Source organism: Streptomyces sp. NPDC026672 (assembly GCF_040638185.1).
In the GTDB taxonomy this organism is placed as follows: domain Bacteria; phylum Actinomycetota; class Actinomycetes; order Streptomycetales; family Streptomycetaceae; genus Streptomyces.
This window is the reverse complement of record NZ_JBEZXS010000011.1, coordinates 33,439-59,785: the sequence shown is the minus strand read 5'-3', so window position 1 is coordinate 59,785 and position 26,347 is coordinate 33,439. Positions and strand designations below refer to the sequence as shown.

24 protein-coding genes, 1 tRNA gene, 1 other RNA gene and 2 pseudogenes are annotated in these 26,347 nt (G+C 73.0%); 21 read left to right on the top strand and 7 right to left on the bottom strand.

The features are described from left to right. Window positions 1–62 precede the first annotated feature (62 nt). From AB0F77_RS15130 to AB0F77_RS15120, 3 genes are all read right to left on the bottom strand, one after another. Window positions 63–380 carry a hypothetical protein gene (locus AB0F77_RS15130; RefSeq protein ID WP_361947272.1) on the bottom strand — a complete coding sequence of 106 codons (318 nt, stop codon included), beginning with the start codon at window positions 378–380 and terminating at the stop codon, window positions 63–65. 87 nt (window positions 381–467) lie between these two features. Next, entirely contained in the window at window positions 468–1,136 is a 669-nt protein-coding gene (locus AB0F77_RS15125) for an HdeD family acid-resistance protein (RefSeq protein WP_361947269.1), read from the bottom strand. Window positions 1,137–1,198: 62 nt separating this feature from the next. Beyond that, window positions 1,199–1,798, bottom strand: coding sequence for an HhH-GPD-type base excision DNA repair protein (locus AB0F77_RS15120; protein ID WP_361947266.1), 600 nt, complete (start codon window positions 1,796–1,798; stop codon window positions 1,199–1,201). Window positions 1,799–1,909: 111 nt separating this feature from the next. Here AB0F77_RS15120 and AB0F77_RS15115 point away from each other — a divergent pair. From AB0F77_RS15115 to AB0F77_RS15090, 6 genes and pseudogenes are all read left to right on the top strand, one after another. After that, a pseudogene (locus AB0F77_RS15115) lies at window positions 1,910–2,059 on the top strand (siderophore biosynthesis protein); the annotation flags it as partial. 129 nt (window positions 2,060–2,188) lie between these two features. Then, window positions 2,189–4,216, top strand: a complete 2,028-nt coding sequence (locus AB0F77_RS15110) for a copper resistance protein CopC (RefSeq protein WP_361947752.1) — start codon at window positions 2,189–2,191, stop codon at window positions 4,214–4,216. A 163-nt stretch (window positions 4,217–4,379) separates the two neighbouring features. After that, window positions 4,380–4,733 (top strand): metalloregulator ArsR/SmtB family transcription factor, encoded by a 354-nt coding sequence (locus tag AB0F77_RS15105; protein WP_361947264.1) that lies wholly within the window; start codon window positions 4,380–4,382, stop codon window positions 4,731–4,733. Continuing rightward, window positions 4,730–6,559: a SulP family inorganic anion transporter gene (locus AB0F77_RS15100; protein ID WP_361947261.1), complete on the top strand. Its 1,830-nt coding sequence runs from the start codon at window positions 4,730–4,732 to the stop codon at window positions 6,557–6,559. Before AB0F77_RS15105 ends, AB0F77_RS15100 begins: the two co-directional genes overlap by 4 nt. After that, window positions 6,559–6,969: an ATP-binding protein gene (locus AB0F77_RS15095; RefSeq protein ID WP_361947258.1), complete on the top strand. Its 411-nt coding sequence runs from the start codon at window positions 6,559–6,561 to the stop codon at window positions 6,967–6,969. The genes AB0F77_RS15100 and AB0F77_RS15095 overlap by 1 nt, the downstream gene beginning before the upstream one ends. A 140-nt stretch (window positions 6,970–7,109) precedes the next feature. Next, window positions 7,110–7,523 (top strand): metalloregulator ArsR/SmtB family transcription factor, encoded by a 414-nt coding sequence (locus AB0F77_RS15090; RefSeq protein ID WP_361947255.1) that lies wholly within the window; start codon window positions 7,110–7,112, stop codon window positions 7,521–7,523. A gap of 16 nt (window positions 7,524–7,539) precedes the next feature. Here the strand turns inward: AB0F77_RS15090 and AB0F77_RS15085 are convergent, their stop codons facing one another. Next, a complete protein-coding gene (locus AB0F77_RS15085) occupies window positions 7,540–7,758 on the bottom strand; it encodes a hypothetical protein (RefSeq protein WP_361947252.1) in 219 nt (72 codons plus the stop codon). Window positions 7,759–7,984: 226 nt separating this feature from the next. Here AB0F77_RS15085 and AB0F77_RS15080 point away from each other — a divergent pair, with 226 nt between their 5' ends. The 4 genes from AB0F77_RS15080 to AB0F77_RS15065 all read left to right on the top strand — a co-directional run bounded on the left by AB0F77_RS15080 (window position 7,985) and on the right by AB0F77_RS15065 (window position 10,203). Next, window positions 7,985–8,380, top strand: a complete 396-nt coding sequence (locus AB0F77_RS15080) for a sortase-dependent protein (RefSeq protein WP_361947249.1) — start codon at window positions 7,985–7,987, stop codon at window positions 8,378–8,380. Further along, window positions 8,377–9,003 (top strand): class F sortase, encoded by a 627-nt coding sequence (locus tag AB0F77_RS15075; protein ID WP_361947246.1) that lies wholly within the window; start codon window positions 8,377–8,379, stop codon window positions 9,001–9,003. The genes AB0F77_RS15080 and AB0F77_RS15075 overlap by 4 nt, the downstream gene beginning before the upstream one ends. Before the next feature lie 179 nt (window positions 9,004–9,182). Further along, the gene (locus tag AB0F77_RS15070; RefSeq protein WP_361947749.1) at window positions 9,183–9,674 is read left to right on the top strand and encodes an RNA polymerase sigma factor; all 492 of its coding nucleotides are present in this window, start codon (window positions 9,183–9,185) and stop codon (window positions 9,672–9,674) included. Beyond that, window positions 9,658–10,203, top strand: coding sequence for a hypothetical protein (locus AB0F77_RS15065; RefSeq protein ID WP_361947243.1), 546 nt, complete (start codon window positions 9,658–9,660; stop codon window positions 10,201–10,203). The genes AB0F77_RS15070 and AB0F77_RS15065 overlap by 17 nt, the downstream gene beginning before the upstream one ends. Before the next feature lie 75 nt (window positions 10,204–10,278). Here AB0F77_RS15065 and AB0F77_RS15060 read toward each other — a convergent pair whose 3' ends face one another. Beyond that, window positions 10,279–11,745 carry a nitronate monooxygenase gene (locus tag AB0F77_RS15060; protein ID WP_361947240.1) on the bottom strand — a complete coding sequence of 489 codons (1,467 nt, stop codon included), beginning with the start codon at window positions 11,743–11,745 and terminating at the stop codon, window positions 10,279–10,281. A 166-nt stretch (window positions 11,746–11,911) separates the two neighbouring features. Here AB0F77_RS15060 and AB0F77_RS15055 point away from each other — a divergent pair, with 166 nt between their 5' ends. Next, window positions 11,912–13,969, top strand: a complete 2,058-nt coding sequence (locus AB0F77_RS15055) for a PA14 domain-containing protein (RefSeq protein WP_361947237.1) — start codon at window positions 11,912–11,914, stop codon at window positions 13,967–13,969. A gap of 123 nt (window positions 13,970–14,092) precedes the next feature. Here AB0F77_RS15055 and AB0F77_RS15050 read toward each other — a convergent pair whose 3' ends face one another. After that, the gene (locus AB0F77_RS15050; protein ID WP_361947234.1) at window positions 14,093–14,272 is read right to left on the bottom strand and encodes a hypothetical protein; all 180 of its coding nucleotides are present in this window, start codon (window positions 14,270–14,272) and stop codon (window positions 14,093–14,095) included. A 280-nt stretch (window positions 14,273–14,552) separates the two neighbouring features. Between AB0F77_RS15050 and AB0F77_RS15045 the strand changes: the two genes are divergently transcribed. The 5 genes and pseudogenes from AB0F77_RS15045 to AB0F77_RS15025 form a co-directional block, all read left to right on the top strand. Then, entirely contained in the window at window positions 14,553–14,984 is a 432-nt protein-coding gene (locus AB0F77_RS15045) for a DUF1877 family protein (RefSeq protein WP_361947231.1), read from the top strand. Between the two features lie 430 nt (window positions 14,985–15,414). Continuing rightward, on the top strand, window positions 15,415–15,882 hold the full coding sequence (locus AB0F77_RS15040; RefSeq protein WP_361947228.1) for a hypothetical protein: 468 nt from the start codon (window positions 15,415–15,417) through the stop codon (window positions 15,880–15,882). 8 nt (window positions 15,883–15,890) lie between these two features. Continuing rightward, a complete protein-coding gene (locus AB0F77_RS15035) occupies window positions 15,891–17,714 on the top strand; it encodes an alpha/beta hydrolase (protein ID WP_361947226.1) in 1,824 nt (607 codons plus the stop codon). After that, window positions 17,711–18,265: a hypothetical protein gene (locus tag AB0F77_RS15030; protein ID WP_361947223.1), complete on the top strand. Its 555-nt coding sequence runs from the start codon at window positions 17,711–17,713 to the stop codon at window positions 18,263–18,265. The genes AB0F77_RS15035 and AB0F77_RS15030 overlap by 4 nt, the downstream gene beginning before the upstream one ends. A 55-nt stretch (window positions 18,266–18,320) precedes the next feature. Continuing rightward, window positions 18,321–18,473: pseudogene (locus tag AB0F77_RS15025) on the top strand (site-specific integrase); the annotation flags it as partial. Window positions 18,474–18,642: 169 nt separating this feature from the next. Here AB0F77_RS15025 and AB0F77_RS15020 read toward each other — a convergent pair. Further along, window positions 18,643–18,730: transfer RNA gene (locus tag AB0F77_RS15020), tRNA-Ser, on the bottom strand. A gap of 72 nt (window positions 18,731–18,802) precedes the next feature. Here AB0F77_RS15020 and ffs point away from each other — a divergent pair. From ffs to AB0F77_RS14995, 5 genes are all read left to right on the top strand, one after another. Further along, window positions 18,803–18,901: signal recognition particle sRNA small type (ffs, locus tag AB0F77_RS15015), an RNA gene on the top strand. A 45-nt stretch (window positions 18,902–18,946) separates the two neighbouring features. After that, window positions 18,947–21,277, top strand: coding sequence for a DNA polymerase III subunit gamma and tau (locus AB0F77_RS15010; protein WP_361947220.1), 2,331 nt, complete (start codon window positions 18,947–18,949; stop codon window positions 21,275–21,277). Window positions 21,278–21,512: 235 nt separating this feature from the next. Then, window positions 21,513–22,766: a phosphoribosylamine--glycine ligase gene (purD, locus tag AB0F77_RS15005; protein ID WP_361947217.1), complete on the top strand. Its 1,254-nt coding sequence runs from the start codon at window positions 21,513–21,515 to the stop codon at window positions 22,764–22,766. A gap of 429 nt (window positions 22,767–23,195) precedes the next feature. Further along, window positions 23,196–25,202 carry a hypothetical protein gene (locus tag AB0F77_RS15000; protein WP_361947746.1) on the top strand — a complete coding sequence of 669 codons (2,007 nt, stop codon included), beginning with the start codon at window positions 23,196–23,198 and terminating at the stop codon, window positions 25,200–25,202. A gap of 51 nt (window positions 25,203–25,253) precedes the next feature. Further along, window positions 25,254–26,219 carry a DUF1152 domain-containing protein gene (locus tag AB0F77_RS14995; protein WP_361947214.1) on the top strand — a complete coding sequence of 322 codons (966 nt, stop codon included), beginning with the start codon at window positions 25,254–25,256 and terminating at the stop codon, window positions 26,217–26,219. Window positions 26,220–26,347: the final 128 nt, after the last annotated feature.

Below are 26,347 nucleotides of genomic sequence, written 5' to 3'. Positions count from 1 at the left end.
TCCTCGCGTTCTTGGCCTCGCGTGTGCTTGCTCGTGCTGACGGACCGGGGGGAACGGGCCCGTCAGCAGCGCAGGACCACCGAACGCAGGGCGAGCGCGGTGTACGGCCGCGGGTGCGGCGCCGTCGGCGGACGCTCCTCGCCCGCGACGAGCGCCGGGGCCTCGCCCGGGGAGCCGGGACGGACGGGGAGGAGGGGCCGCTGGACGGTGCGGGAGACCGGGCGGACGCCCGGGTCGGGGACGTCGTGCTCGACGACGTCGGCGGCCACCGTCCGCACCGTGTGCGCCTCGATGTGCGCGGCCGGCACCAGCAGGGCGAGCAGCAGCACCCATGCCCGCAGCCATGCGCGGCCGAGTGGGGGGCGTCGTGGGGTGCTCATGGAAGGTCGTCTCCCCGCCGGATGTGGGACGTTCATCGCCGTGGCCCCGTAAACCGCCCGCTCGGCGTACGGGCCGTCACAGGGTGTTCACACGGTGCGCGGCACCTGCCGGGCCCGGCCGCGGATGCGCAGCGCGGTGACGACCTCGACGACGCCGACCACGAGCAGCCAGACGCCGCCGACCAGGGTGAGCACGGCGATCGACCGGAAGGGCGCGTCGATCAGCACGATCCCGGCGACGAAGGTGAGCACGCCGAGGAGCACGTGCCAGCCGCGGGCGGGCATGGCGCCGTCGGAGGCGGCGGCCAGGGTCTGGGTGATGCCGCGGATCAGCCAGCCGATGCCGATCCACAGGGCGAGCAGCAGGATCGACTGCATGGGGCCGCGGAAGCAGAACAGGCCGAGCAGGATCGACACGGCGCCGCTGATGAAGGCCAGCACGCGCAGCGAGGTCGCCCGGTGGGTGCCGAACGCGGAGACGAGTTGGAGCACGCCGCTGACGACCAGGTAGACGCCGAAGAGGACGCCGGCCACGAGCAGGGAGGGGCCGGGCCAGACCAGGACGAGGACGCCGAGGACCAGGGAGGCGGCCCCGGTGAGCAGGACGACCTGCCAGGTGGCTCGGGACAGGGCGTGCAGGGGGCCCTCGAAGGGCGGCTCGGGCTCATGGTGCGTGGTGGTCTCGCGGGCGGCGTGGACCTTGCGGTCGTCGTACCCCGGCCTGCCGGGGGAGCCGGTGTTGGGTGGCTCGGTCATGCCTCATGCTTGGGCCGCCGGGCCGGGTGCCGCCACTCGGACGGGCCGGTCGGCTGACGGGGCTACCGAGTGCCCTTCGCCGCCCTGGCCGCCTTGGCCGCGGCCTTCATCTCCTGTTTGTGGGCCCGCACCGCGGCCAGGGAGTCGGGGCCCGTGATGTCGGCGACCGAGCGGAAGGACCCCGGCTCGCCGTAGGCTCCCGCCGCCTCCCGCCAGCCGGTGGGGCGCACGCCCAGCTGCTTGCCGAGCAGGGCCAGGAAGATCTGCGCCTTCTGCCGGCCGAAGCCGGGCAGCGCCTCCAGCCGCTTCAGCAGCGCGGGGCCGTCGGCGACCCCGCGCCACACGGCCTCGGCGTCACCGTCGTACTCCTCGACGAGGTACTGGCACAGCTGCTGGACGCGCTTGGCCATCGAGCCCGGGTAGCGGTGCACGGCCGGTTTCTCGGAGAGGAGCGCGGCGAACTCCTCCGGGTCGCGCGCCGCGATCTCGTGCGCGTCCAGGTCGTCGGCGCCGAGCCGCCCGGCGATGGTCGCCGGGCCCTTGAAGGCCCACTCCATCGGGACCTGCTGGTCGAGCAGCATCCCGGTGAGCGCGGCGAGCGGGCTGCGCCCGAGGAGGGCGTCGGCGTCGGGGTCCTGGGCCAGGTGCACGGTCACGTCCATGGGTCGATGATCCCGCGCGCGGGCTCGGACCGCGCGCCAGTGGCCCGGGGCGTGCACCCGCCGCCGGGGCACCCCGCGGTTCTCGTGCCGGGCCGGGTCCGCGCGGCAGGGCAGGCCGTCGCCCGCTTCCCCGAGCAGGGATGCGTCCCCGGACCGGTGGTCACCCTCCCCGAAGTGGACCTCCCCGACGGGCATTTGCCCGAAAAGCGGGCTCAACTGGCCTTCCTCACCCGCACGGTGGCCTTCCCGGAAGACTCTTGAGGAACCGCCCGGTGAGCACGGCCGCCACCGTGTCCGTACGGGTACGGGGCGGCGTGGACTCGACGACGGAGCGGTGACGTGGGCGAACGGCACAACACGTACGGCGGATCACGGCGGTGGCGCGGGCCGCTGCTGCTCGGCACCCTGCTCGCGCTGCTCGTGCTCGGCCCCGCGGTACCCGCTTCCGCGCACGCCGCCCTGCGCGACACCGATCCCGCCGACGGGAGCGTCGTCAAGGCGGCACCCGCGTACCTCACCCTGACGTTCACCGAGTCCGTCGGCCTGCTCGACGACTCCTTCCGCGTCTACGACCCCGGCAACCACCGGGTCACCACCGGCGCGGCCGAACACGCCCCCGGCCGCTCGGACACCGCCCGCGTGAGCCTGCCGCCCGAGCTCGGCACCGGTACCTTCACCGTGGCCTGGCGGGTCGTCTCGGCGGACAGCCACCCGGTCGCCGGCGCCTTCACCTTCTCCGTCGGCAAACCCTCCGCCACGACGGCGAACATGACCGCGGCACCGGTCGAGGACCCCGTCACCGGCCGCCTCTACGACATCGCCCGCTACCTGGCCTACCTCTCCGTCGCCCTGCTGATCGGCGCCACCGCCTTCCTGACCCTGTGCGCCCCCGCCGGCCCGGGGCCGCTGCACCGCCCGCTGCGTACCGGATGGTGGGTGCTGCTCGCCTCGACCGCCGCCCTGTTCGTCCTGCGCGCCCCCTACGAGGCGGGCGCCGGACCGGCCTCCGCACTGGACCCGGCCGGTCTCGCCCGCACGGCCGGCGGACGCACGGGACAGCTCCTGCTCGCCCGGCTCGCCCTGCTGCTCGTGGCGGCCGTGCTGCTGCCCCGGCTGCGCCGCGGCTCCCGGACCGCCCTCGCCGCGGGCGCCACCACCGCCGTCGCCCTCGCCCTGACCTGGGCCGCCGCCGAACACTCCTCCGCCGGCATCCAGGTCCCGGTGGCGATCACCGCCTCGGTGCTGCACCTGCTGGCCATGGCGGTGTGGCTGGGCGGTCTGGCCGCGCTGCTCGTCCTGCTCCACCGGGCCCCGGCCGCCCTGCCCCCGGCCGCGATCACCCGCTTCTCCCGCCTCGCCTTCGGCGCGGTCACCGTCCTGGTGGCCACCGGCGCCTATCTCTCCTGGCGCGGCCTCGGCTCCTGGGCCGCGCTCACCGACACCTCGTACGGCCGGGTCCTGCTGCTCAAACTGGCCGCGGTGCTGCTGTTGCTGGCGACGGCCGCGCAGTCCCGCCGCTGGACGGCGCGGCTCGCGGGCGCGGAGGCGGCGGTCGTGCCCGAGCGGGTACCGGAACTGGTCGGGGGAGCTGCGGGGGCCGCCGGGACGGCCGCGGCGGAGGAACGGGCGGGAGAGCGACGGGGCGTGACGGCGCCGGTGGCGGACGGGTCGTCGGCGGACGTGCCACGGAGCTCGGACGTGCGACAGGGCTCGGGCGTGTCGCCGGGATCGGACGTGCCACGGGGCTCGGGTGTGTCGCCGGGCACGGGCGCGCTGCCGGGCTCGGACGTGTTGCCGGGTTCGGGCACGCCGTCGGGCTCGGACGTGTCGCCAAGGCCGGACGTGTTGCCGGGATCGGGCGCGCCGTCGGCGGTGGGCGGGTCGGACGCGGTCGGAGCGGCGCCGGAGGACGGGGGCGGGAGCGTCCCGCTGTCGCCGCACCAGCGGGCCCTGCGCCGTTCCGTCCTCGCCGAGGTCGCCGTCGGCGCCGTCGTCCTCGTGGTCACGACCGTGCTGACCAGCACGCTGCCCGGCCGGGCCGTGGCCGAGTCGACGGCGGCCGGGGCGGCGGCCGGCATCCCCGCCGCGTCCGTCACCGACGTCCCCTTCTCCGTCGGGAAGTCGTCCGGCAAGGTGCAGGTCACCCTCGATCCGGGCCGCGTGGGCCGCAACTCCGTCGAGGCGGTGGTGTTCGGGGCCGACGGCGGCCTCGCCCTCGTCCCCGAGCTCCGGATCTCCTTCACCCTGCCCGCCCAGAAGCTCGGTCCCCTCGACGCCAAGGTCACCGACCAGGGCGGCTACTGGGGCACGGAAGACCTCGACCTGCCCATCCCCGGCACCTGGACGATGAAGGTCACGGTGCGGGTGTCGGACATCGACCAGGTGACGGTGGCGCGGCCGGTGACGCTGGTGCGGTAGGCCGGGCGGAGCGGGGGCGGGCCGGGCGGACCGGCGGCGGAGGCCCTCGCGCGGAAGCGGAGGGGCCGCTTGCGAACTGCCAAATTGCAAAATTATGCAATTCGCTAGATGCTCTCTTCTGCAATCACCCCCGCGCGGGGGCCGCCGGTGAGATCGGGGAACCGTGTCCGTACCGCTGTACCAGGCCAAGGCCGAGTTCTTCCGCATGCTCGGCCACCCCGTCCGCATCCGCGTCCTCGAACTGCTCCAGGACGGCCCGAAACCCGTGCGCGACCTGCTCACCGCGATCGAGGTGGAACCCGCCGGCCTCTCCCAGCAGCTCGCGGTGCTGCGCCGCTCCGGCATCGTCACCGCCACCCGCGAGGGCTCGACGGTGGTCTACGAACTCTCCGGCGGCGACGTGGCCGACCTGATGCGGGCCGCCCGCCGCATCCTCACCGAGATGATCACCGGCCGCACCGAGCTCCTCGCGGCCCTCCGCGAGCCCGAGCCCACGACGAAGGGCGGCGCGCGGTGACCGGCCGGACCCGTCGGGTCGTCTCCCGGATCGTCGCGCTGCTTCCCGGGCGGGCCGATCTCGTCGAGGTGCGCCGTGACCCCCGTCGTGACCTGCTCGCCGGGCTGACCGTGGCGATCGTCGCCCTTCCGCTCGCCCTCGGCTTCGGCGTCTCCTCCGGTCTCGGCGCCGAGGCCGGCCTCGCGACCGCCGTCGTCGCCGGGGCCCTCGCCGCCGTGTTCGGCGGCTCCGGCCTCCAGGTGTCCGGCCCCACCGGCGCCATGACCGTCGTCCTCGTACCGATCGTCGGCGCGTACGGCCCCACCGGCGTCCTCACCGTCGGGCTCATGGCCGGTGTGCTGCTCGTCGCCCTGTCCGTGCTGCGCGCCGGACGCGCCATGCGCTACGTCCCCGCGCCCGTCGTCGAGGGCTTCACCCTCGGCATCGCCTGCGTGATCGGGCTCCAGCAGATCCCCAACGCCCTCGGTGTGCCCAAGCCCGAGGGCGACCGGGTGCTGGTGGTGACCTGGCGGGCGGTCCGGGAGTTCGCGGCGGCCCCGAACTGGACGGCCCTCGCCCTCGCCGCCGCGGTCGCCGCCGTGATGCTCCTCGGCGCCCGGCGCTGGCCGACCGTGCCGTTCTCCGTCGTCGCCGTGATCGCCGCCACCGTCGTCGCACAGGCGGCCCACCTGGACGCGGCCCCGCCGATCGGCGACCTGCCCGCCGGGCTGCCCGCGCCCTCCCTCGCCTTCCTCGACCCGGGCACGCTGGGCACCCTGATCGCACCCGCCGTCGCGGTCGCCGCCCTCGCCGCGCTGGAGTCCCTGCTCTCCGCGTCGGTCGCCGACGGCATGACCGTGGGCCAACGGCACGACCCCGACCGGGAGTTGTTCGGCCAGGGCCTGGCCAACATCGCCGCCCCGCTGTTCGGCGGCGTCCCGGCGACCGGCGCCATCGCCCGTACCGCCGTCAACGTCCGCACCGGCGCGAGCTCCCGGCTGGCCGCCCTCGTCCACGCCGCCGTCCTCGCCGTGATCGTGTTCGCCGCGGCCCCGCTCGTCGCCCGGATCCCGCTGGCCGCGCTGGCGGGCGTCCTGCTGGCCACCGCGATCCGGATGGTCGAGGTCGGCTCCCTGCGCGCGATGATCGGGGCCACCCGCTCGGACGCGCTCATCCTCGTCCTGACCGCCGCCGCGACCCTCGTCCTCGACCTCGTGTACGCGGTGGTCATCGGCCTGGCCGTGGCCGGCGCCCTCGCCCTGCGCGCCGTCGCCCGGCAGGCCCGCCTCGACCAGGTCCCGCTGGAGCGCGGCGACCACAGCTCCGAGGAACACGCGCTGCTCGGCGAGCACATCGTGGCGTACCGCATCGACGGCCCGCTCTTCTTCGCCGCCGCGCACCGCTTCCTGCTGGAGCTGACCGAGGTCGCCGAGGTCAGGGTCGTGATCCTGCGTCTGTCCCGGGTGACGACCATGGACGCCACCGGCGCGCTGGTCCTCAAGGACGCGGTGGAGAAACTCCGCCGCCGCGGCATCCTCGTCCTCGCCTCGGGCGTACGGCCCGGCCAGCGCCAGGTCCTCGCCTCGGTGGGCGCCCTGGACCTCCTGCGCGCCGAGGGTGGCGACTACGCCACGACCCCGGAGGCCATCCGCGCGGCCCGCGAACACCTGGAACACACGGGGGTGCTGCCGCCGGGCACGGCGAGGGAGCCGGGGACATCGGGGTCACGCGGGCCGCGACCGGTGTCGGTGTCGCCGGGCGGACCGCAACCGGCGTCCGTGTCCGAGGCCGGGGCGGGCGAGGTGCCGTCGGCCGCCACCGTGGGCCCGGCCGGGGAGGGGGCGTGATGGCGACCGCCGGATCGGCGGCGCTGCCGTACCGCCATGTGCTCACCGTGCCCGCCGGGCCCGGTGCCGTCCGTCTCGCCCGCGAGACCGCCGAACTCGCCCTCGTGGAATGGGGGATCGGCCTGCGCCACCCGGCCGTCGACCCGGCCCTGCTGATCCTGAGCGAGCTGGTCGCCAACAGCGTGCGGCACGCCGCCGACCTGTCCCCCGAGGTCACCGTCGTCTACGCGGCCGGCCGCGACTGCCTCGCCCTCGCCGTCCACGACCGCCACCCCTACCGGCCGCCGCTGCACGGCACGGGCGGCCTGGGCACCGTACGGGAACTCGTCGCCGGCCTCGGCGGCACCGCGGTCGTCCGCCCGGACGCCGACGAGAACGGCAAGAGCATCTGGATCACCCTTCCCCTGTGACCGGCTCCGACCGGCGCGGATGCGGCTGAGGCGTCGGCACAGGCGAGGATGGGCCACATGTACGTGACGATGGGGTGGACGCGAGGCGCCGAGGTCCGGCCGACGGGACCCGGCCGCGGCGCCGGGGAGGGGACGGCACGGTGACCACGCCGCTGTACCAACTGAAGGCGGAGTTCTTCAAGACTCTCGGCCACCCGGCCCGCATCCGCGTCCTGGAGCTGCTGAGCGAGCGCGAGCACGCGGTCGCCGAGATGCTGCCGGAGATGGGCGTCGAGCCCGCCAACCTCTCCCAGCAACTCGCCGTGCTGCGCCGGGCCAACCTCGTCAAGACCCGCAAGGAGGGCTCGAACGTCTACTACTCCCTGACCAGCCCGCACGTCGCCGAACTCCTGCGCGTGGCCCGGACCATCCTGTCCGGCCTCCTCGCCGGCCAGGCGGAACTGCTGGCCGACCTCCAGGCCGTACAAGGCGCGCCAGGAGCACAAGGCGTGCAGGGAGGTCAGGGCGTGCAGGACATGGGAGGCACCGAAGGGGAGCGCAAGCCCGGCGACTGAGGCGCCCCGCACCCGGTCACTCCGCCGCCGGCTCCACCCCGGCCTCCGCCCCCGTCTCCGCGTCGAGCGGCCCCACGTCGACCCCGTTCCCCCGCGCCAGCCGTACGGCGTCGTCGAGCTCGTCCCGGGCGACGGCCACGGCGTAGACGTCCTCGGCCGCGAGTGCCGCGGCGAGGGTCAGCCGTGCCTGCCGTACCCGCTCCAGCAGCGCCTCGCCGAACACCGATCCACCCATCCGGAACGCCTCCCCGCAGGCCGCTGTCCGACGGCACCTGATGATCAGAAGATTCTGTCAATTGCAGAACTCTTCAAGCCTAGCCACGGATCGGCCCGGGAAACGGCTTTGCCATCTCTTTGCAACGCGCGCCGCCGCCGCCTCGTCTCTCCGCCCGACCGCATCACAACCCGCCCCTCCCCTTCACCGGGGACACACCGGGCGAGAGACGAAAGAGAGCGATCCCATGCGCCGAACTGTCCTCAGCGCCGCGGCACTCGCGTGCACCGCCGTCCTGGCGACCACCGTGCCCGCGTTCGCCGACGGCTCGCAGCCGTCCCCCGTCCCCGCCGGCCGTACCGCCACTCCCGTCCCGACCCGCGTGGCCAGCCCCGTCCCCGCTCCCACCCGCGACGGGCACGCCGCGCCCTCCCAGGGCTCCCGGCCCGCCCCGGCCCCCGTCCCGGCCGACGGCCGCGGCCAGGTCTCCGTCCGTCCGAAGGGCGCCCCCGACACCGGTGTCGCGGCCGACACCACCGGCTCCGGCTCCACCAACGCCCTGATCGGCGGTGGCGCCGCCGCCGCGCTGCTCGCCGCGGGCGGCACCGTGTTCATCGTGCGCCGCCGGGCCACCGGAGCATGACCCCGCCGCTCTCCAGGCGCGCGTTCGCCCTCGCGGCACCGGCCGCCCTGCTCACCGCGTGCGCGGGCGGCCGTACACCGTCCCCCGGCGCGACGGCCCCGGCCCGCGCCGACGGCGGCACGGCACCGCCCTCGCCCGCTTCGGCGAAGGCACCGCACGCCCTCGCCCGCTCGGCACCGGTCCGGCTGCGCATCCCGGCGATCGGGGTCGACACCCCGCTCATCAGGCTCGGACTCGAGGCCGACGGCACGGTCCAGGTGCCGCCGATCACGGCCCACGACCGCGCGGGCTGGTACGAGCACTCGCCGACGCCCGGCCAGACCGGCCCGTCGGTCGTCCTCGGCCACGTCACGGTCGGCGAGTACGGCGACGGCGTCTTCCGCCGCCTGTCCACGCTGCGCCGCGGCGACCGGATCGAGGCACGCCTGGAGAACGGCACGACACCGGTGTTCACGGTCACATCCCTGCGCACCGTCGCCAAGGCCGCGTTCCCCTCCGACGACGTGTACGGCGACGTCGACCGCCCCGAACTGCGCGTCATCACCTGCGGCGGCCCCCGCGACGGCGAGGGCTACCAGGACAACGTGATCGTGTTCGCGGCACTGAGCGGCACGGCCGGCTGAGAACGGGCCCGGATCCGGACCGGGCCCCTTTTCGGACCAACCCGCCCGCCGACCGAGACATCTCCCCTCATGAGTAACCGGCGTGTCATGAGCACCCGGCGTGAGGCCCCCCACCCCTCGACCCTGGAGAGCGGTTGAAGTCCTGGCCCTGGCCCCGGCCGCACTCCCGGTCCCGTTCAGTGGACCGGGAGCGGGAGGCGGCGGCGTCCGAACTGTTCGCCGCCGTCTACCCACGCCTGGCCGGCTGGTGCCGCCGGCTCGTCGACGACGACGAGACGGCCCACGAGATCGCCTCCGAGGCGTTCACCCGGCTGTGGGCCAGGTGGACGTCCGTCTCGGAGCCCCGCGGCTTCCTCTACGTCACCGCGGCCAACATCGTCCGCGACCACTGGCGCAAGCTGGAGCGCGAACGCCGGGCGGTGCGCCGCGCCACGACGGAGGCGGCGCTGCGCCCGCACCCCGAGCAGGAGGACCCGGCGGTACGGCTCCTGGTCCAGTCCCTGCCCGACCGGCTCCGTATCCCGATCCTGCTGCACTATTACGCCGACATGCCGATCCGGGAGGTGTCCGCATTGACCGGACGCAAGGAAGGAACCGTCAAGGCCGACCTGCACGCGGCCCGCGAACTGCTCCGCGCCCACCTGAGGAGAAGCCTTGACCACACGCTTTGACGACGAGCCGGAGTTCGACCCCGACGACCCCGTCACCGTGCTCCTGCGCCCTCCCGCGGCCGACTTCCTCACCCCGCCCCCCGGCACGTACACGACGCTCCGCCGCAGGGCGAGGAACCGCCGGGCGGCGAAGACGGCGGCGGCGGTGGTCGCGACCTGCGCGGCGGCCTTCCTCTTCGTGGGCCCCGCCCACCTGACGTCCCCGGCCCCGTCGAGGACGCCCACGATCCCGATGGCGCCCCCGCCCGCCCCGCCTCCCCCCTCCGTCCCCGCGCCCTCTCCTTCGCCCACCCAGTCGTCGAGGGCCTCGTCCCCCGAGCCGTCGACCGACACCCCGTCGACCACCGGCCGTACGGTGCCCCCGCGCGGTCGGGTCCCCGAGGGACGGGCTCCCGTCCCCACCCCGCGGGACGCCACCGCCGGTCCCCAGCGGACCGCCGCCACCCCGTCCCGGGCCCAACTCGCCACCGGCATCCCCGAGTCCAGGCGGACGGCGGCGGTGGAGCAGGAGTCCCGGCCGGGCGGGTGACATCTGCGCCGGGGCTCGGCGGCCGGGGGCGTGGCGGCGCGAGCCGGAGACGGTCCGCCCCCCACAGGACGGTGCTCACACGGATGCGTGCGCTGCCTCCGCCTCCGTCAGCCCGGTGGACAGCCACCGCACAACGGTTCCTGCGCCGTAGGGTCTGCCGTCCGGGGCGATGTGCCGCAGGAAGCCCAGGTCCTGGCCGATGGTGACGACGGGCGGTTCCACCACGCCGCGCGGGCGGCGCTGGCCCAGCCCGACGGCGGCGAGCAGTCCGTTGCACAGGCACTGCCGTCCATCCGTCTGTTCGGGAACCCCGCCCTTGCGGACGTACGCCGCACGAGGCTCCGCCGGGCAGCGGTAGTCGACGCCACCGCTGCCGGTCCGGTACGGGACGCGCAGATAGCCGAGATCGCAGACGCGGGCGCGGGCGGCACGCGTGGCGGGGTCGGCCAGGGTGCCGGGCAGGTCGGCGACCTTGAAGGGGAAGGCGGTCGGGGAGGCCGCCGGATCGTTGCGCACCGTCAGCGTGCCCGCGAGCTCACGCTCGACCAGTTCTCCCCGCAGCCGCCGGTCCAGGCCCGACTCCGTGCAGAACGCGAAGACACTGCCGAGCTGAACACCGGCCGCCCCCGCCGCCCTGGCCCGACGGAGCTGCTCGGGACCGCACTGGCCGCCGGCGATCCAGAACGGCAGGCCGAGGGCGGCCATCTTCGTGAAGTCGGGGGTGTCCCGGGGGCCGTAGACGGGATCGCCGTGCTCGTCCAGGCGCAGGGGCCCGCGCGGCGGCGCGCTGTGGCCGCCCGCGCGAGGGCCTTCGACGACGAACCCGTCCGGCCTGGTCTCCTCGTCACGGTTCAGGTAGGTGGCCAGGGCCGGCAGCGAGACGATGGCCAGGACGCGGGGGCGACGCAACGGGCCGGGCTCGGCTCCGCGCAGCAACGCGGCCGGGTCGAAGCGCAGTTCGAGGGGCTGGTCGTCGCCGTCCACGTCCACCCGCGCGGTGACCGGCTCCCGCCGGGCGAGCCCGCCGGCGATCCGTGGGATCTGCGCGGGGATGCCCGCGCCGACCAGGACGTAGTCGACGCCCGCCAGGATCGCCCCGAACATGGCGGGGAGCGTGGCGAGTTGGACCTTCTCCAGATAGTTGACGCCGACCGGGCCGTCGTGCCCCCGCTTGGCGAGCCACACCTCGCAGAAGTTGGCGACGACGGTCAACTCCCGGGCCGGGCACGCCTCGTCGGCCGTCAGCAGCGGAGTGGAGGCGAACCGTTCACCGGCACCGATCCCGCCCGCCACGAAGTACCGCTCCCGTACGGCGTCGGCGAGTTCCGGCACGGGGAAGGCGGTCAGCGCCCGCCGCAGATGACCGCCCGGGTCACCGGTCTGCAGCACCCGGATCAGCAGCGTGTCGAGGGCGGTGCCGGAGACCACCCCCAGCTGCCCGGTGCGCGCGACGGCCCGAGCGAGCCGCCACCCGGACACACCCACGCCCATTCCGCCCTGGATCAGCCAGGGGAGATCCGTTGTCGTCCGGGATGCGCGCATGGGTCCTCGCAAACGTAGCCGCCGTACGGCGAAGCAAACCTTCGGTTCCGTAACTTACGGCACCGTAGGTATGTGTGCGCACCCGGGTGGCCACACCCCGCCTCCGGGCTCGTGCGCCGGGCGGATATCGTCCGTTCCCCATGGTCCGAAAGGGGTCCCGCTCTCTGTGACGACTCGCACCCGGCTGACGGCGCTCGCCGCGACGGCCGCCCTCGCCGCCACCGGCGGCCTGATCACCGCCGCCCCGGCCTCCGCGGCCGTCACCTGCGCCTCTCCCGTCTGGAAGGCGCAGTACTTCGGCAACTCCACCTTCAGCGGCACGCCGAAGCTGACCGCCTGCGACTCCGCCGTCGCCGAGAACTGGGGGTACGGCGACCCGCCCGGGGTCACGCTGCCCAAGGACAACTTCTCCGTGCGCTGGTCCCTCACCCGGGACTTCGGCTCCGGCGGCCCCTTCCGGCTCTCCGCCGCCACGCAGGACGGCATGCGCGTCTACGTCGACGGCGTGCGGAAGATCGACCTGTGGAAGAACGTCTCCACCACGGCCCGCAGGACCGTGGACCTGACCGTCCCGGCCGGCAAGCACACGCTCCGCGTGGACCACGTCGCCTGGACCGGCGTCGCCCAGGCCACGTTCACGTACGCCCCGCGCACCGAGGCCGCCGTCGACACGGTCAAGCCGCTCGCCGTGACCGGCCTCACCGCCGCGTACGCCCGGGACACCGCGAGGACCACCCTGCGCTGGACCGCGAACAAGGAGATGGACCTCGCCGGTTACCGCGTGTACCGCCGGCTGGGCACCGCCTCGTGGGCGAAGGTCAGCGGTGCGTCGCCGCTCACCTCCCCCTCCTTCGTGGACGCGACGCCCGCCACGGGCCAGACCTTCCTGTACGAGGTCCGCGCCGTCGACAGGGCGGGCCGCGAGTCCGCCGGCAGCGCCGACGCCACCGTCGTGACCGTGGACCGCACGGCACCGGCGACGCCGGCCGGTCTGACGGTCGTCGGCGACGCGTGGTGGGCCACCCTGGCCTGGCAACGGGTCGCCGACGCCGCCACGTACGAGGTGTACGCCGCCCCTGCGGCCACCGGCCCGTTCACCCGGCTGGGCACGACGACCGCCACGTCGTACCGCACCGACGCACCCGTGAACACCGTCCGGTACTACCGGGTCCGCGCCCTCGACGCGCTCGGCAACCCGTCGGCGTACGCCACGGTCACCGGCGACGGCGTCGACCGGACGCCGCCGAAGAACTCCCCGACCGCCCTGAACTCCGTCGTCCGCGCCGACTACACCGACGTGTACTGGACGCGGCCCGACGGCTTCGACGAGGACTACGACAACGGCGGGACCTACCGCGTCTACCGCTCGCCGGGCAAGATCCTCGACCGGGCCGCGCTCACCCGCGTGACCTGCGCCGGGGGGAGCGACGTGAGCAGCGCGGGTGGCCACTGCCAGGACCTGGACGTGCCCGCGGGCACGTACGTGACGTACGCGGTCACCGCGGTGGACCCGGCCGGCAACGAGTCGGCCCCGTCCGCCCCGCTCACCGTCCGCACCGGTGACCGCGTCGCGCCCGGCCCGGTCACCGGCCCGAAGGCCCTCCCGCGTGCCGACGGGGTGCTGGTGAGCTGGGCGGCCTCGCCCGAGGACGACATCGAGCGCTACGTGACCTGGACCGGTGTCCGGCAGGCCGACGGCACGGTGAAGTGGCTCAGCTCCACCGCCTGCCCGGAGGGCACCGCCGACCCGCTCGCCGTCCTCTGCGGCGACCTGCCGGACGGTGAGACGTACCTGTACGCGGTCGTCGCCCGCGACCGCTGGGGCAACCAGCTGTCCCCGAACGCCCCCGGCGTCCCGGTCGTCGAGGCCACCGAACTGGACGTCCGGCCGTCCGTGACGGTCACCCGGGACTGGGAACTCGGCAGCCTGGGCTACGGCACCGTCATCGGCGGACCGGACGAGGACGGGCCGTCCATCAACTGGCGGTGCGACAGAACGGCCGAGTGCGACACCGTCACGGGCTACCGGATCAGCCGCTGGAACCCGACCACGAACACGTACGAGCCCCTCCACCCCGGCCTCCTGCCGGCGCAGACCCGCACCTACACGGACACCACGGCGGCGCGGGGGAACACGTACTTCTACACGTTGGAAGCGGTACGCCCCGACGCCACCACAACAGCCACCCACACCTGGAACTGCGTCTTCCAGAACCGGGTCTGACGCCGGCAGGGCGACAACCCCGATGACAGGCGAGAGCCCCGAGCCACCATGGGCCGGGGCTCTCCGCCTGCTCGAGCGAGCAGGGGTGTGTCTACGTCACCGCAGTGCGCACCGTTTCGACGGTCAGCGTGTGACGGCCACGAGCACGGCCATCAGGCCCACCATCGCCGTCACGCCAGTCATGGCGGCCTGGACGGGCCCGGCCAGGGTGGGGAGCGTGCGCACCAGCGCGCCGAGCGCCAGGGCCACGAGCAGCGTCACAACAACGACCACCACGACGAGCACAAGCATGTTCAAGGTCATCAGGCGTCCTTCAAGCAGGGCGTGCCGTCTGCACGCACGGGCGGAGCGACTGGACTCCACCCCTTCCAAGGACCGCGGGGGTTCCCGACGGCGTGCAGAGAATCAGGGACGCGAGGGTTAGCGCCGCAACTCCGGTCCGGGGCGCGCTTTTGTCGACTCGACGCGGTGATCCGCAGGGTGTTGCCCCCTTGACAGGGCAGGTGCGCAACTCGCTCTGGGGCGGTCTGTCCTGTGGTCTTTGTCAGTGGCCTCGCCTAGCCTCCGGCCATGAGCGTGATCGGTGAGTACCTGCGTCGCGGCTGCTGAGCTCGGCCGAGCGATCCAGGATCCCGACTGGGCGCTGGACTTCGTCGCAGAGGTCCGGATTGCCGAGGAGGAGTCGGAGCCCGCGCCGGCCGAATCGTGCCACTTCAGCACGTACAAGACCTGGGACCTGCTCCGCTTCCTGATGGCGCGTGCCGAGTTCCCCGTGAACGTGATCCACGGCGAGGAGCCGTTCGCTGAGGACGAGGATTGGGGGTACGAGTCCCCGAAGTACCTGCGGCCTGAACGGGTCCGGCTCGCGGCGGAAGCCCTGCGGGCTACCACCTATGCCCAACTGATCAGCGGGGTGGACCCCGCTGATCTGGCCGGCGCCGAGGTGTATCCACTCGGATGGAGTGAGCCCGGCTCGCTGGAGTGGGGGCGCCCGCAGGCGCCGATACTCCGGTAAAGGACCACGACTCCGTCGCGACGGTATCCGCGTCAACGGAGGGCAGTACCCCTCACCCCTGGGGCGCGGTGGGTATTGGTGCTGTCGTACTCCTCGGAGTTGTAATCGCAGCTTTTGCTGTCGTCCGCAGGCGTCGGGCATGTTCGGCTGCACTTCCCGATCTCCGCGCCCGCCGCCGATCAACTCACCTCTGCGGCAATGACTTTCACGTCGAAATTGCACACGCCTCCGGAAACATCGGACAGGGTCACGCCACCCGATCGAGGACCGGGCTCCAACTGAGTGCAGACACTCAGGCGTCATGATGGCCGATACGGATGAGTCAGGTGATGTAGGGGCGTTACGGTACATCTCGGCCACCACGGCACTGCGGTCACAGGTTCACATTCGCTCGGCGACGCACGACCAGGACACGGGGAGGGACCGCCGCATGGCGTGGGAGGAATGGGAGCAGCTCAAGGCCGTAGCCGCCGAACGGCACGCCACGCAAATGCAGCTCGACCAATTACCCGCGGACCGAGGCGCCCCCAATTCCGGTGCCAGCGGCGGCGGAGTGCTCAACCTGAGGTCCGACAAGGCGGCGTGGACCAAGGCGGGGGAAGACGTCGGGTCGTTACGGGAGAACCTCGACAAGGCGTGGGCGAAGATGGAGTTGGGCCAGACGGGACTCGGGAAGGGAACCGGGTGCCTGACCGCGGCGGCTCAGCAGGATGTCTACGACTCCTGGAAGCGCTACGTCAGCGACGTGGGCGGCGTGTGCGACGGACTTGCCGGCGTGCTGGGGAAAGCGGGCCACGACCAGCTACGGACCGACGAAGCCGTCGAGGCCGAGATCGCCAAGCTGAGAACCGACTACTACGGGGACCCGCCCGCCGACGGCCTGGCCAAGGTGCGGTGACCGGACCCATGGACCACCTGACGCTCAAGGCCCTCAAGCCGACCGAGTACGCGGAGGCGGCGGACGGGTACCGCGCGATCAGCCGCATGGCCGACGCGGCCGTGGACCGTATCGGCAAGCAGATCACTGCGGCCATGCAGAAGGCCAACGAGGGTGAGGCCGCGGACGCGGCGCTCAAGCAGCTGCGGAAGCTGTCGGAGAACTTCCACTACGCCCAGGTCGAGTGCGGCCTGATCACCGGAGCCCTCGACGGCTTCTCGTCCGAGATCACCGCCCCCAAGCGGCGCCTGACGCAGGCACTGGACGATGCGGCAGCGCTGGCATACACCGTCAACAAGGACGGCACCGTCACGTATCCCGCCGCCGGTGAGAACGAGCTCACCGGCGAGCCGATTCCCGGTGGCACAGTCCTGGGCAAGAACGACCTGATCACGGGCAACAACACAGGACTTCGATCACCGGGGCTGGTACCGAGCAACCCCCAGCTCAAGAACCCGAACCCGCACCACGCCAAAGCCGTGGACATCGCCGACCGCATCACCCACGCGGTGCGGGAAGCGCAGGAGATCGACGATCGGTACAGCAAGGCGCTGAACAAGCTCAAGGCGCCGTCGGGGCTGAACGTCGACACAAAGACATGGGCGGATGCGGCATCCGATGTCGGTGCCGTGAGCTCGGCGGCCACTGAATACCTTCAGGACCACATCCCGTTGGACAAGTCGCCCGCCGACCGCAAGGAGTGGTGGGACAGCCTCAGTGACGAGGAGCGCGAGGAGTACAAGACGGCCTTCCCGGGAATCATCGGCAACTTGGACGGGATCCCGTCCACGGTCCGGGACGAGGCGAACCGGGAGAACATCCACCTCCTCATCGCACAGCTGGAGGGCGAGCACGACGCGGCGTCCAAAGAAAAGCTCGAAGGTCTGAAAGGCATCCAGAACAAGCTCAACACGGGTAGCCAGCCACCTATGTACCTCCTGGGCATCGGCCTCGAAGGAAATGGAAGGGCGATCATTTCCTACGGGAACCCGGACACCTCGACAAACGTCTCGGCTTATGTACCTGGCCTGGGCACAAAGCTCGACTCTGAATTTGCCGAGGGAGCGGTGAAGCGTGCCTACTATACGGCGCTGGGTGCCCAGAAATTCGATGGGTCGTCATCCGCGATCGTATGGCTCGGCTACGACGCTCCTCAATCGATCGATGTGATGACTACGGCCGACGCCGAGCGTGGCGCCCCCGCGTACAACAGCTTCATGAGTGGAATTGCGGCCACCAATGAGAACGCAGATCCTCACGTCACTGCCATCGGGCATTCCTATGGTTCTCGACTAGTAGGTGCCGCGACGCAGGAGGCGGGAGGAATTCCGGGCGCTGATGACATCGTTCTTGTCGGAAGTCCCGGCGTCGGGGTCGACAAGGCGGAGCACCTGGGGGTGGGCAAAGAGCACGTCTGGGTGGGTGCGGCCGAGAACGACATCGTCACCAAGCTCCCTTCGTCAAAGGAAGCTGTGGCAGGGACCGTGGGGTTCTTCGGGGCAGGGCCGGTCGGCGCGTACCTCGGAGGGGAGATCGCCGACCAGGGTGACGACGACATCTGGTTCGGCAAGGATCCGGCGAGCGAAGCGTTCGACGCCAACAGATTCGAGACTCTGCCCGGACCGGAGTTGGTTCAGCCTTCCTTCCCGGGCGTTCTAAATTCGACCTTGGATATCGAAGCTCACAGCAATTACTTCTCGCCGGAGGAAGGCAAGGACAAGGTCTCCGCCCAAAACATCTCCGCCATTGTCGCAGGACATCCGGAATACGTCATGAGGGAGACGTCGCGATGAGGAACAGTGTTGCAGCGGCCTCAGTGCTGGCACTGCTTCTTGCCGGATGCGGTACGACGGGCTCCGCGTCCTCAAGCAAGGAAAGCCAATCGAAGATGAACCTGCAAGAGGCAGCCGACAGGGCGGATACGATCCTGGATGAGGCGTTTGCAGCTATCAAGCCTGGCGTTCAGTGGACGCATAGGTACTCCATGCCAGGCGACTGTTACGTCGACCGAGATCGTGCGGTCATGACGATTATCTCTGCCCAACGGCGTGGGAGCTTTCTCGGCGTTCTGGACCGCCACTGGAAGGGGAAAGGCTACAACCTCGTCGCCACGAGCCCGAACGGACTGGCTGCCCACTTCAAGACACAGGACGGATTCCAGCTCGAAGTCCTGATCGCACCTAATGGCCAGGCTCACCTGAGCGTCACCACCCCGTGTGTGGACGAGTCAGATGTCGCTCAGCCGACCAGCAAGCCGAACGGCCCCGACTACTCGAAGCAGAAGTTGCCGGCGCCGAACGTGAAGTCGACGTTCTGGTCGAGCGAGGCACCCCTCACGAGCTGACGCACGTGTCCGGAAGCCAAGGACCCGGAGGAGTTGGCAGCCGAGTACGACGACCACCGACGTCCACAACTGGAAGCGACTACTGCGGGGCGCGGGCGTACGAGACGGTCGTCTTCATGACGCTCGCCACACCGCTGCGACCGTTCTCCTGAGCCTCGGCGTCCCGGGCGTCGTGGTCGACGCGATCGTGGGCTGGGAGTCCGGGGAGCGGACCGTAGGCGTGCTCGCTGCACCCGCGTCGTTGGGGCTCTGCTGCGGAAGGTCGCCCAGTGAGTCGGCGATGCCCTCCGGGAGTCGCCGAAGGCGAACTGGGACCGGCAACGTCGAAGGGCCCCCTGTTTCCAGGGGGCCCTTCGACATCGTGCCCGGTGAGGCACTGGCGGAGGATACGAGATTCGAACTCGTGAGGGGTTGCCCCCAACACGCTTTCCAAGCGTGCGCCCTAGGCCTCTAGGCGAATCCTCCGCCGGAAACATTACATGACCGAGAGGAGTGCTCGCGAACTCGTTCCGACCTGCCGCGATCGGGTACTGTGTGCGGAGCCCCTCACGCGGCGCTATCTGACTGAACTCCCCCAGGGCCGGAAGGCAGCAAGGGTAGGTCGGCTCTGGCGGGTGCGTGGGGGGCGCTCGCGTTCGCGGGCGGGGTGGGTTGTCAGTGGGCGCCTATAACCTCGTATGCGTGTCGTCTCTCGCGCTGTACCGCCGCTATCGCCCGGAGTCCTTCGCCGAGGTCATCGGGCAGGAGCATGTCACGGACCCGTTGCAGCAGGCGCTGCGGAACAACCGGGTCAACCACGCGTACCTGTTCAGCGGGCCGCGCGGATGCGGGAAGACGACCAGCGCGCGCATCCTCGCCCGGTGCCTGAACTGCGAGCAGGGCCCGACGCCGACCCCGTGCGGCGAGTGCCAGTCCTGCCAGGATCTCGCGCGCAACGGCCCCGGCTCCATCGACGTCATCGAGATCGACGCAGCTTCCCACGGTGGTGTGGACGACGCCCGTGACCTGCGCGAGAAGGCGTTCTTCGGCCCCGCGGGCAGCCGCTACAAGATCTACATCATCGACGAGGCCCACATGGTCACGTCGGCCGGCTTCAACGCGCTCCTCAAGGTCGTCGAGGAGCCCCCGGAGCACCTCAAGTTCATCTTCGCCACCACCGAGCCCGAGAAGGTCATCGGGACGATCCGGTCGCGCACCCACCACTACCCCTTCCGGCTCGTCCCCCCGGGCACCCTGCGCGACTACCTCGGTGAGGTGTGCGGCAAGGAGAACATCCCGGTCGAGGACGGCGTCCTGCCGCTCGTCGTGCGCGCCGGCGCCGGATCCGTGCGTGACTCGATGTCCGTCATGGACCAGCTGCTCGCCGGCGCGGGGGCGGACGGTGTGACGTACACCATGGCCACCTCTCTCCTCGGCTACACCGAGGGCTCGCTGCTCGACTCCGTCGTCGATGCCTTCGCCACCGGTGACGGCGCCGCCGCCTTCGAGGTCGTCGACCGTGTCATCGAGGGCGGCAACGACCCGCGCCGCTTCGTCGCCGACCTGCTGGAGCGGCTGCGCGACCTCGTGATCCTCGCGGCCGTCCCGGACGCCGTCGAGAAGGGGCTGCTCGACGCCCCGGTCGACGTCGTCGAGCGCATGCAGGCCCAGGCCGGGATCTTCGGCGCCGCCGAGCTGAGCCGCGCCGCCGACCTCGTCAACGACGGCCTCACCGAGATGCGCGGCGCCACCTCGCCCCGCCTCCAGCTCGAACTCATCTGCGCCCGCGTGATGCTGCCCGCCGCCTACGGCGACGAGCGCTCCATGATGGCCCGCCTCGACCGCCTGGAGCGGGGCGTCCAGTTCTCCGGCGGGGGTACGGCCCCGGCGGCGGGGTACGTCCCGGGGCCCGACGTCCACAACGTCCAGCATGCCCACAACGCCAATGCCCCCATGGCCGGTGGCGGGGCTCCGGTTCCGCCCGGTGGGGGGGTTGCCGCGGCTCGGGCGGCCGTACGGGGACCGGACGCGTCCACGCCGGCGCCCATGTCAACGGCCCCGGCACCCGCCCAGGCGCCGACACCAGCGCCCGCCCCCACACCGGCCGCGGCTCCCCAGAGCCCTCAGGGTCCCCAGACTCCGCCCACCGCACCCCCCGCCTCCACCCCCGGCGCCTGGCCCACCCCCGCCCCGGCCGGTGGCGGACGCCGTCCGGGCGGCTGGCCCACCGCGACTCCCGCCGGCGGCGGCCAGCCCCAACCCCAGGCCCAGCCGACGCACACCCCGCAGCCCCAGTCCCAGCCGTCCCACTCCCAGCCGCAGGCGCCATCGCACCCCGCGCCCCCGCAGCCCGCCGCCCCCGCGAGCGCCCCGCCCTCCGCACCGCCGTCCCCGGGCGGCCTCGACCCCCGCATGCTCTGGCCGAACATCCTCGAAGTGGTCAAGAACCGCCGCCGCTTCACCTGGATCCTCCTCAGCCAGAACGCCCAGGTCGCGGGCTTCGACGGCACCACGCTCCAGGTCGGCTTCGTGAACGCCGGCGCCCGTGACAACTTCGCGAGCAGCGGCAGCGAGGAGGTGCTGCGGCAGGCGCTGGCCGAGCAGTTCAACGTGCAGTGGAAGATCGAGGCGATCGTCGACCCGTCCGGCGGCTCCGCCCCGCCCCCGTCCGCCGGCCCCTCGTCGTACAGCGGCGGTGGCGGTGGCGGTGGTTACGGCGGCGGCGCTCCCGCGTCCGGCGGCGGCCCCGGTGGGTACGGCAGCCCGTCCGCCCCGCGTCCGTCCGCCGCCCAGCCAGGACCGCCCGCCGCCGCCCCGGCGCCCGCGCCCGCACCGTCGTCGTACCCGTCCGCGTCGTCCCCCGCCTCCGCGGCGCCCCGGCCGGCAGCCGCACCGGAGCCGCCCCCGGTCGCCCCCGAGGACGACATCCCCGAGGACGACGACCCCGACCTCGACGAGTCGGCCCTCTCCGGCCACGACCTCATCGTCAAGGAGCTGGGCGCGACGGTGATGGAGGAGTTCACCAACGAGTGATCGAGCCGCCGAGTGATCGAGTGACCGAGCCGCCGAATCATCAAGTGGCCGAGCCGCCGAGTGATTGAGTGGCGGAGCGGCTGAGCAGGGGCAAGCCTCCCCCGGCACACCTCCACGACCGCACACCGGCCGCGCGGACGGCACGGACCGCACGCCGCCCCCCCACCCGGCTTGGAGGAATGCACAACCTCCCCGCCCGCCGTCCGTCGTGGCGAACGCCGGATAGGCTGGCCCCGTGAAGGTCCTCGTCATCGGTAACGGCGCCCGCGAACACGCCCTGTGCCGCTCCCTGTCCCTCGACCCCGCCGTCACCGCGCTGCACTGCGCGCCCGGCAACGCCGGCATCGCCGAGGTCGCCGAGCTGCACCAGGTCGACGCCCTGGACGGCGCCGCGGTCGCCGCGCTGGCCACCGGACTGGGTGCCGACCTGGTCGTCGTCGGCCCGGAGGCCCCGCTGGTCGCGGGTGTCGCCGACGCCGTGCGCGAGGCGGGCGTCCCGGTGTTCGGCCCCTCGCGGGAGGCGGCGCTGATCGAGGGCTCCAAGGCGTTCGCCAAGGACGTGATGGCCGCGGCCGGGGTGCCCACGGCCCGTTCGTACGTGTGCGCCACCCCCGACGAGGTCGCCGACGCGCTCGACGCCTTCGGGGCGCCGTACGTCGTCAAGGACGACGGACTCGCCGCGGGCAAGGGCGTCGTCGTCACCTCCGACCTGGACGCGGCGAAGGCCCACGCGGCCCACTGCGAACGCGTCGTCGTCGAGGAGTACCTGGACGGCCCCGAGGTGTCCCTGTTCGCGATCACCGACGGCCGGACGGTCGTCCCGCTCCAGCCCGCGCAGGACTTCAAGCGCGCCCTGGACGGCGACGAGGGCCCCAACACCGGCGGCATGGGCGCGTACTCACCGCTGCCCTGGGCCGACCCCAAACTCGTCGACGAGGTGCTGGAGACGGTCCTCCAGCCGACCGTCGACGAGATGCGCCGCCGCGGCACCCCGTTCTCCGGCCTGCTCTACGCCGGCCTGGCGATCACGAGCCGCGGCGTCCGCGTCATCGAGTTCAACGCCCGCTTCGGCGACCCCGAGACCCAGGTGGTCCTGGCCCGGCTGAAGACCCCGCTCGCGGGCGTGCTGCTCGCCGCCGCGAACGGCACCCTCGACGACCTGCCGCCCCTGCGCTGGAGCGAGGACAGCGCGGTCACCGTCGTCGTCGCCTCGCACAACTACCCCGCCACCCCGCGCACCGGCGACCCGATCACCGGCCTCGACGAGGTGGCCGCCGAGCACGCCCCGCACGCCTACGTCCTGCACGCCGGCACCCGCCGCGACGGCGCCGGCGTGGTCAGCGCGGGCGGCCGGGTCCTGTCGGTCACGGCGACCGGCAAGGACCTCACCAAGGCACGCGAGCGGGCGTACGACGCCGTGGCCCGCATCGGCCTCGACGGCTCCCAGCACCGTACGGACATCGCGGCGCGGGCGGCGGCCGACGCGTAAGCCCTCCGCCGGGTCGGCCGCGACGCGACTGTGCCGTCCCTCGCCTGCGGGCCTGCTGTAGCTGGTCGCGCGGTCGCCCCGCGCCCCCGCGGGGCGCTGCCGGACCGCGCGCCGGGCTCTGCCTGACGCGCTGGGCCGGACATCGGCACATACCGGTCACCGCACCGCACTGCACCGCCGAGGCCCCGGAGAGATCCGGGGCCTTGTCCTTGCTGTCCGTCATCCACCTCTGACCAAAGCCATTCCATCGAGTGAGCGAAGCACCCATACGGCTGACGTGGGCCGGAGCCCCAACTAGGGTGCGGCGCATGCGTTCCGGCACTTGGCCCACCGGCATTGCGATGTCACCGACGGGTGCCACAGTGGGGGAGTGGGCAACGCCAGGACAGGGCCAGGACAGCGAGGGGGTGACCGGCGGTCGTGACCGGGATGGGAGTCGAGGCGGGTGCGCAACTGGCGCGCTCCCGGGCACTCGCCGTGCTGCGGGTGCGCGGCCGGGCACTGGGGGTGGCGCTGCTGCCCGCGGCCGCCGCGGTGATCCTGCTGGCCGGCGGCAGCACCGGGCACCTCGTCGGCGGCGGCTGGGACACCGCCCGCGCGGCCGTCGGCGCGCTCGCCGTGCTGGTGCTGCTGGCCACCGCGGTCGTCGCCCTGGTCGTCGCCCGCGCCCGCCCCGCCCTCACGCCGACGGTCCCGATCGCCGAGGAGTCCGCCCCCGACCTGTACCGGATGGTGCGCGACCTCGCCGAGCGGCTCGACGTCCCCGTGCCCTCCGCCATAGCCCTGACCCCGGACTGCGACAGCTGGCTGGAGGACCGCACCCACCCGGCGCACGGCCCGCCGGCGCCCGAGGACCACGACGAACTGGCCGGACCCGGCAGGCGCCCCCACCGCCGCACCCCGGCCGCGCCCGTCCTCGTCATCGGCTCCCCGTTCCTGTGGTGGATGCGTGTGGGCGAACTGCGCGCGGTCCTCGCCCCGGTCGTCGCCGGTACGGGACCCTCCGCGCACCCGGACATAGCCGCGGCCCGCCGCTTCGTGCGCGGGCTGGACGCGGCCGTGGCCGTCACCTCGGAGCCCGGCCGCGGCCCGGTCGTCCGCACGGTGCTCGCGGGCGTCGGCTGGGTGACCCGGCTGCTGCTGCGCGGCTGCCGGGAACACGCCGCCGAGATGGAACGGGGCGTGGCCGCCGCGGCGGCCGAGCGCGCCCAGGCCGTGGACTACGGCGTGCGGATCGTCGCCCAGGAGCAGGTCGGCCTCGCCTACGCCGGCTGGGACCGGCTGCTGACCCGGGTCGCGCTGCCCGCCTGGCGGATGGGCCGCTGGCCGTCGCGGCTGGACGCCGGGGTCGTCGCCGCGCTCACCGAGCTGTCCCGGCGCGACCGGCTGGCCGAGGGCTTCGCCTCCCGGCTCGGCGAGCGCCCCGCCTGCGACCTGCTGGAGGAGCCCGGCACGGTGGACGAGGCCGCCTCGCTGCTCGCCGCGCGCCTCTTCCACGGCGGCCCCGCGGAGAACGGCCCCGACTGGGCGCCGGTGGACTGGCAGGAGTACCCGGAGGAGGTCGTCGACCGGAAGTGGCGCATCGACGCGGCCCGCCTCCACCGTGTCCTGGACGGCCTCGGCGTACGCCCCGCGGCGACCGCCGACGACGACCCGGAGGGCCCGACCCTCGCCCGTGTCCTCGACCACCTGTCCCTGCCCGCGGACCCGGTCCCGGGCACCCGCACGGGCGGCCCGTACGGACCGTTCGACCCGTACGACGCCTTCACCAATGCCGCCGACGGACTCGCCCCCGACGCCCTCGCCCCCGATGACAGCTCCTCCGCGGGGAACTCCAAGCCGGATCACGGCCTCTCCACCGAGAAGAACCCCGGCCTCCCGGAAACCCCGGAGACCGACGGAATCCCGGACACCCCCGCGGCCCGGGAGACCCCGGACGACCACGAGCACGCGGACGGCCTGAACACCCCGAACGACCCGGACACCCCCGACGCCCCGGACATGCCCGAGAGCCCCGAGCACAGTGCCGCCCTCGCCGCCGGCCTGAGCGCCGCGCTCGCCCGGGAGGAGGCCGCCGCGGAAGCACTGCGGCCCACCGGCTCCGCTCCCGGCCAGGGCAACGGCGGACAGGGCCCCGACACCGCCCTCTGGGACGGCGGCGCCCTCCCCCTCTTCCCGCTCCAGCCCCCGCGCACGGCCCGGGAACTCCTCGCCGACCACGTGACGGCGATGGTCTGCTGCGCGGCGATGGACACGGCCGGTGCCGTGCCGGGGCTCGACTGGCTCGACGGACCCTCCCTCCTCGTCAACGGCGAGCGTGCCGCCGACCTCCCCGCGCGGGTCCTCAGCCTGACCGAGGACGGCGACTCGGGCCCGCTGCGCGACTGGCTGGTCGAGGTGGGCATACGGCCCGAGAAGCCGGTGCGCCTCGGCTGACCGCCCGGCAGCGCGGCCGTCCGCTCACCGCCCTCCTGCTAGCGTCCTGCGATGATCTCTCTGGGGGAACCCGCGTTCTTCACCCGTATGCGCGATGTGCGACGCGTGCTCGTCGCCGGTGCGGGCGGCGGCTTCGACGTGTACGCCGGGCTGCCGCTCGCCCTCGCGCTGCGGTCGGCGGGCAAGGAGGTGCACCTCGCCAACCTGTCCTTCGCCGACCTGTACGGCCTGGGCCCCGATGCGTGGGTGGCCGAGGACGTCGCGGCCGTCGGGCCCGACACCCCCCTGCGCGGCGACTACTTCCCCGAGCGGACGCTCGCCCGGTGGCTCGTGACGCGGGACCTGCCGTCGACCGTGTACGCGTTCCCGAGCATCGGGGTCGGTCCGCTGCGGGCGGCCTACCGGGCGCTGATCACACATCTCGGCGGTGTCGACGCGGTCGTGCTGGTGGACGGCGGCACCGACATCCTGATGCGCGGCGACGAGCACGGTCTCGGCACCCCGGAGGAGGACATCGCGAGCCTGGCCGCCGTGAGCGGGCTCGACGAGGTCCCGCACCGGCTGGTGGCCTGCCTCGGCTTCGGGGTGGACGCGTATCACGGCGTGAACCACTCGCTCGTGCTGGAGAACCTGGCCGCCCTGGACCGGGACGGCGCCTATCTCGGCGCGTTCTCGCTGCTCGGGGCCGGGCGGGAGGGTGCGCTGTACCTCGACGCGGTGGCGCACGCCCAGCGGCACACCGCGAGCCGCCCGAGCATCGTGAACGGATCCGTGGCCGCCGCCGTGCGCGGTGACTTCGGCGACGTCCGGTTCACGGAGCGGACCAAGGACGGCGAGTTGTTCGTCAACCCGCTGATGGCGCTGTACTTCTGTGTGGACCTGCCCGGACTGGCCCGCCGCAATCTCTACCTCGGTCTGCTGGAACGGACCGCGCTGATGCGGCAGGTGAGTTCCGTGATCGAGGAGTTCCGCGCCACGCTGCCCCGACAGCGTCCGCCGCGGGCGTTCCCGCACTGAGCCTTCCTCCGGGGCGGCCAGGAGCCGGCCCGGAGCCGCCTCGAAGTCCCCCGGAGCCGGAACCTCCACTTTTGCCGATCCGCGACGAATAGTGACCATCCGCGTGCGGAATGTGATGTGCTGGGGCC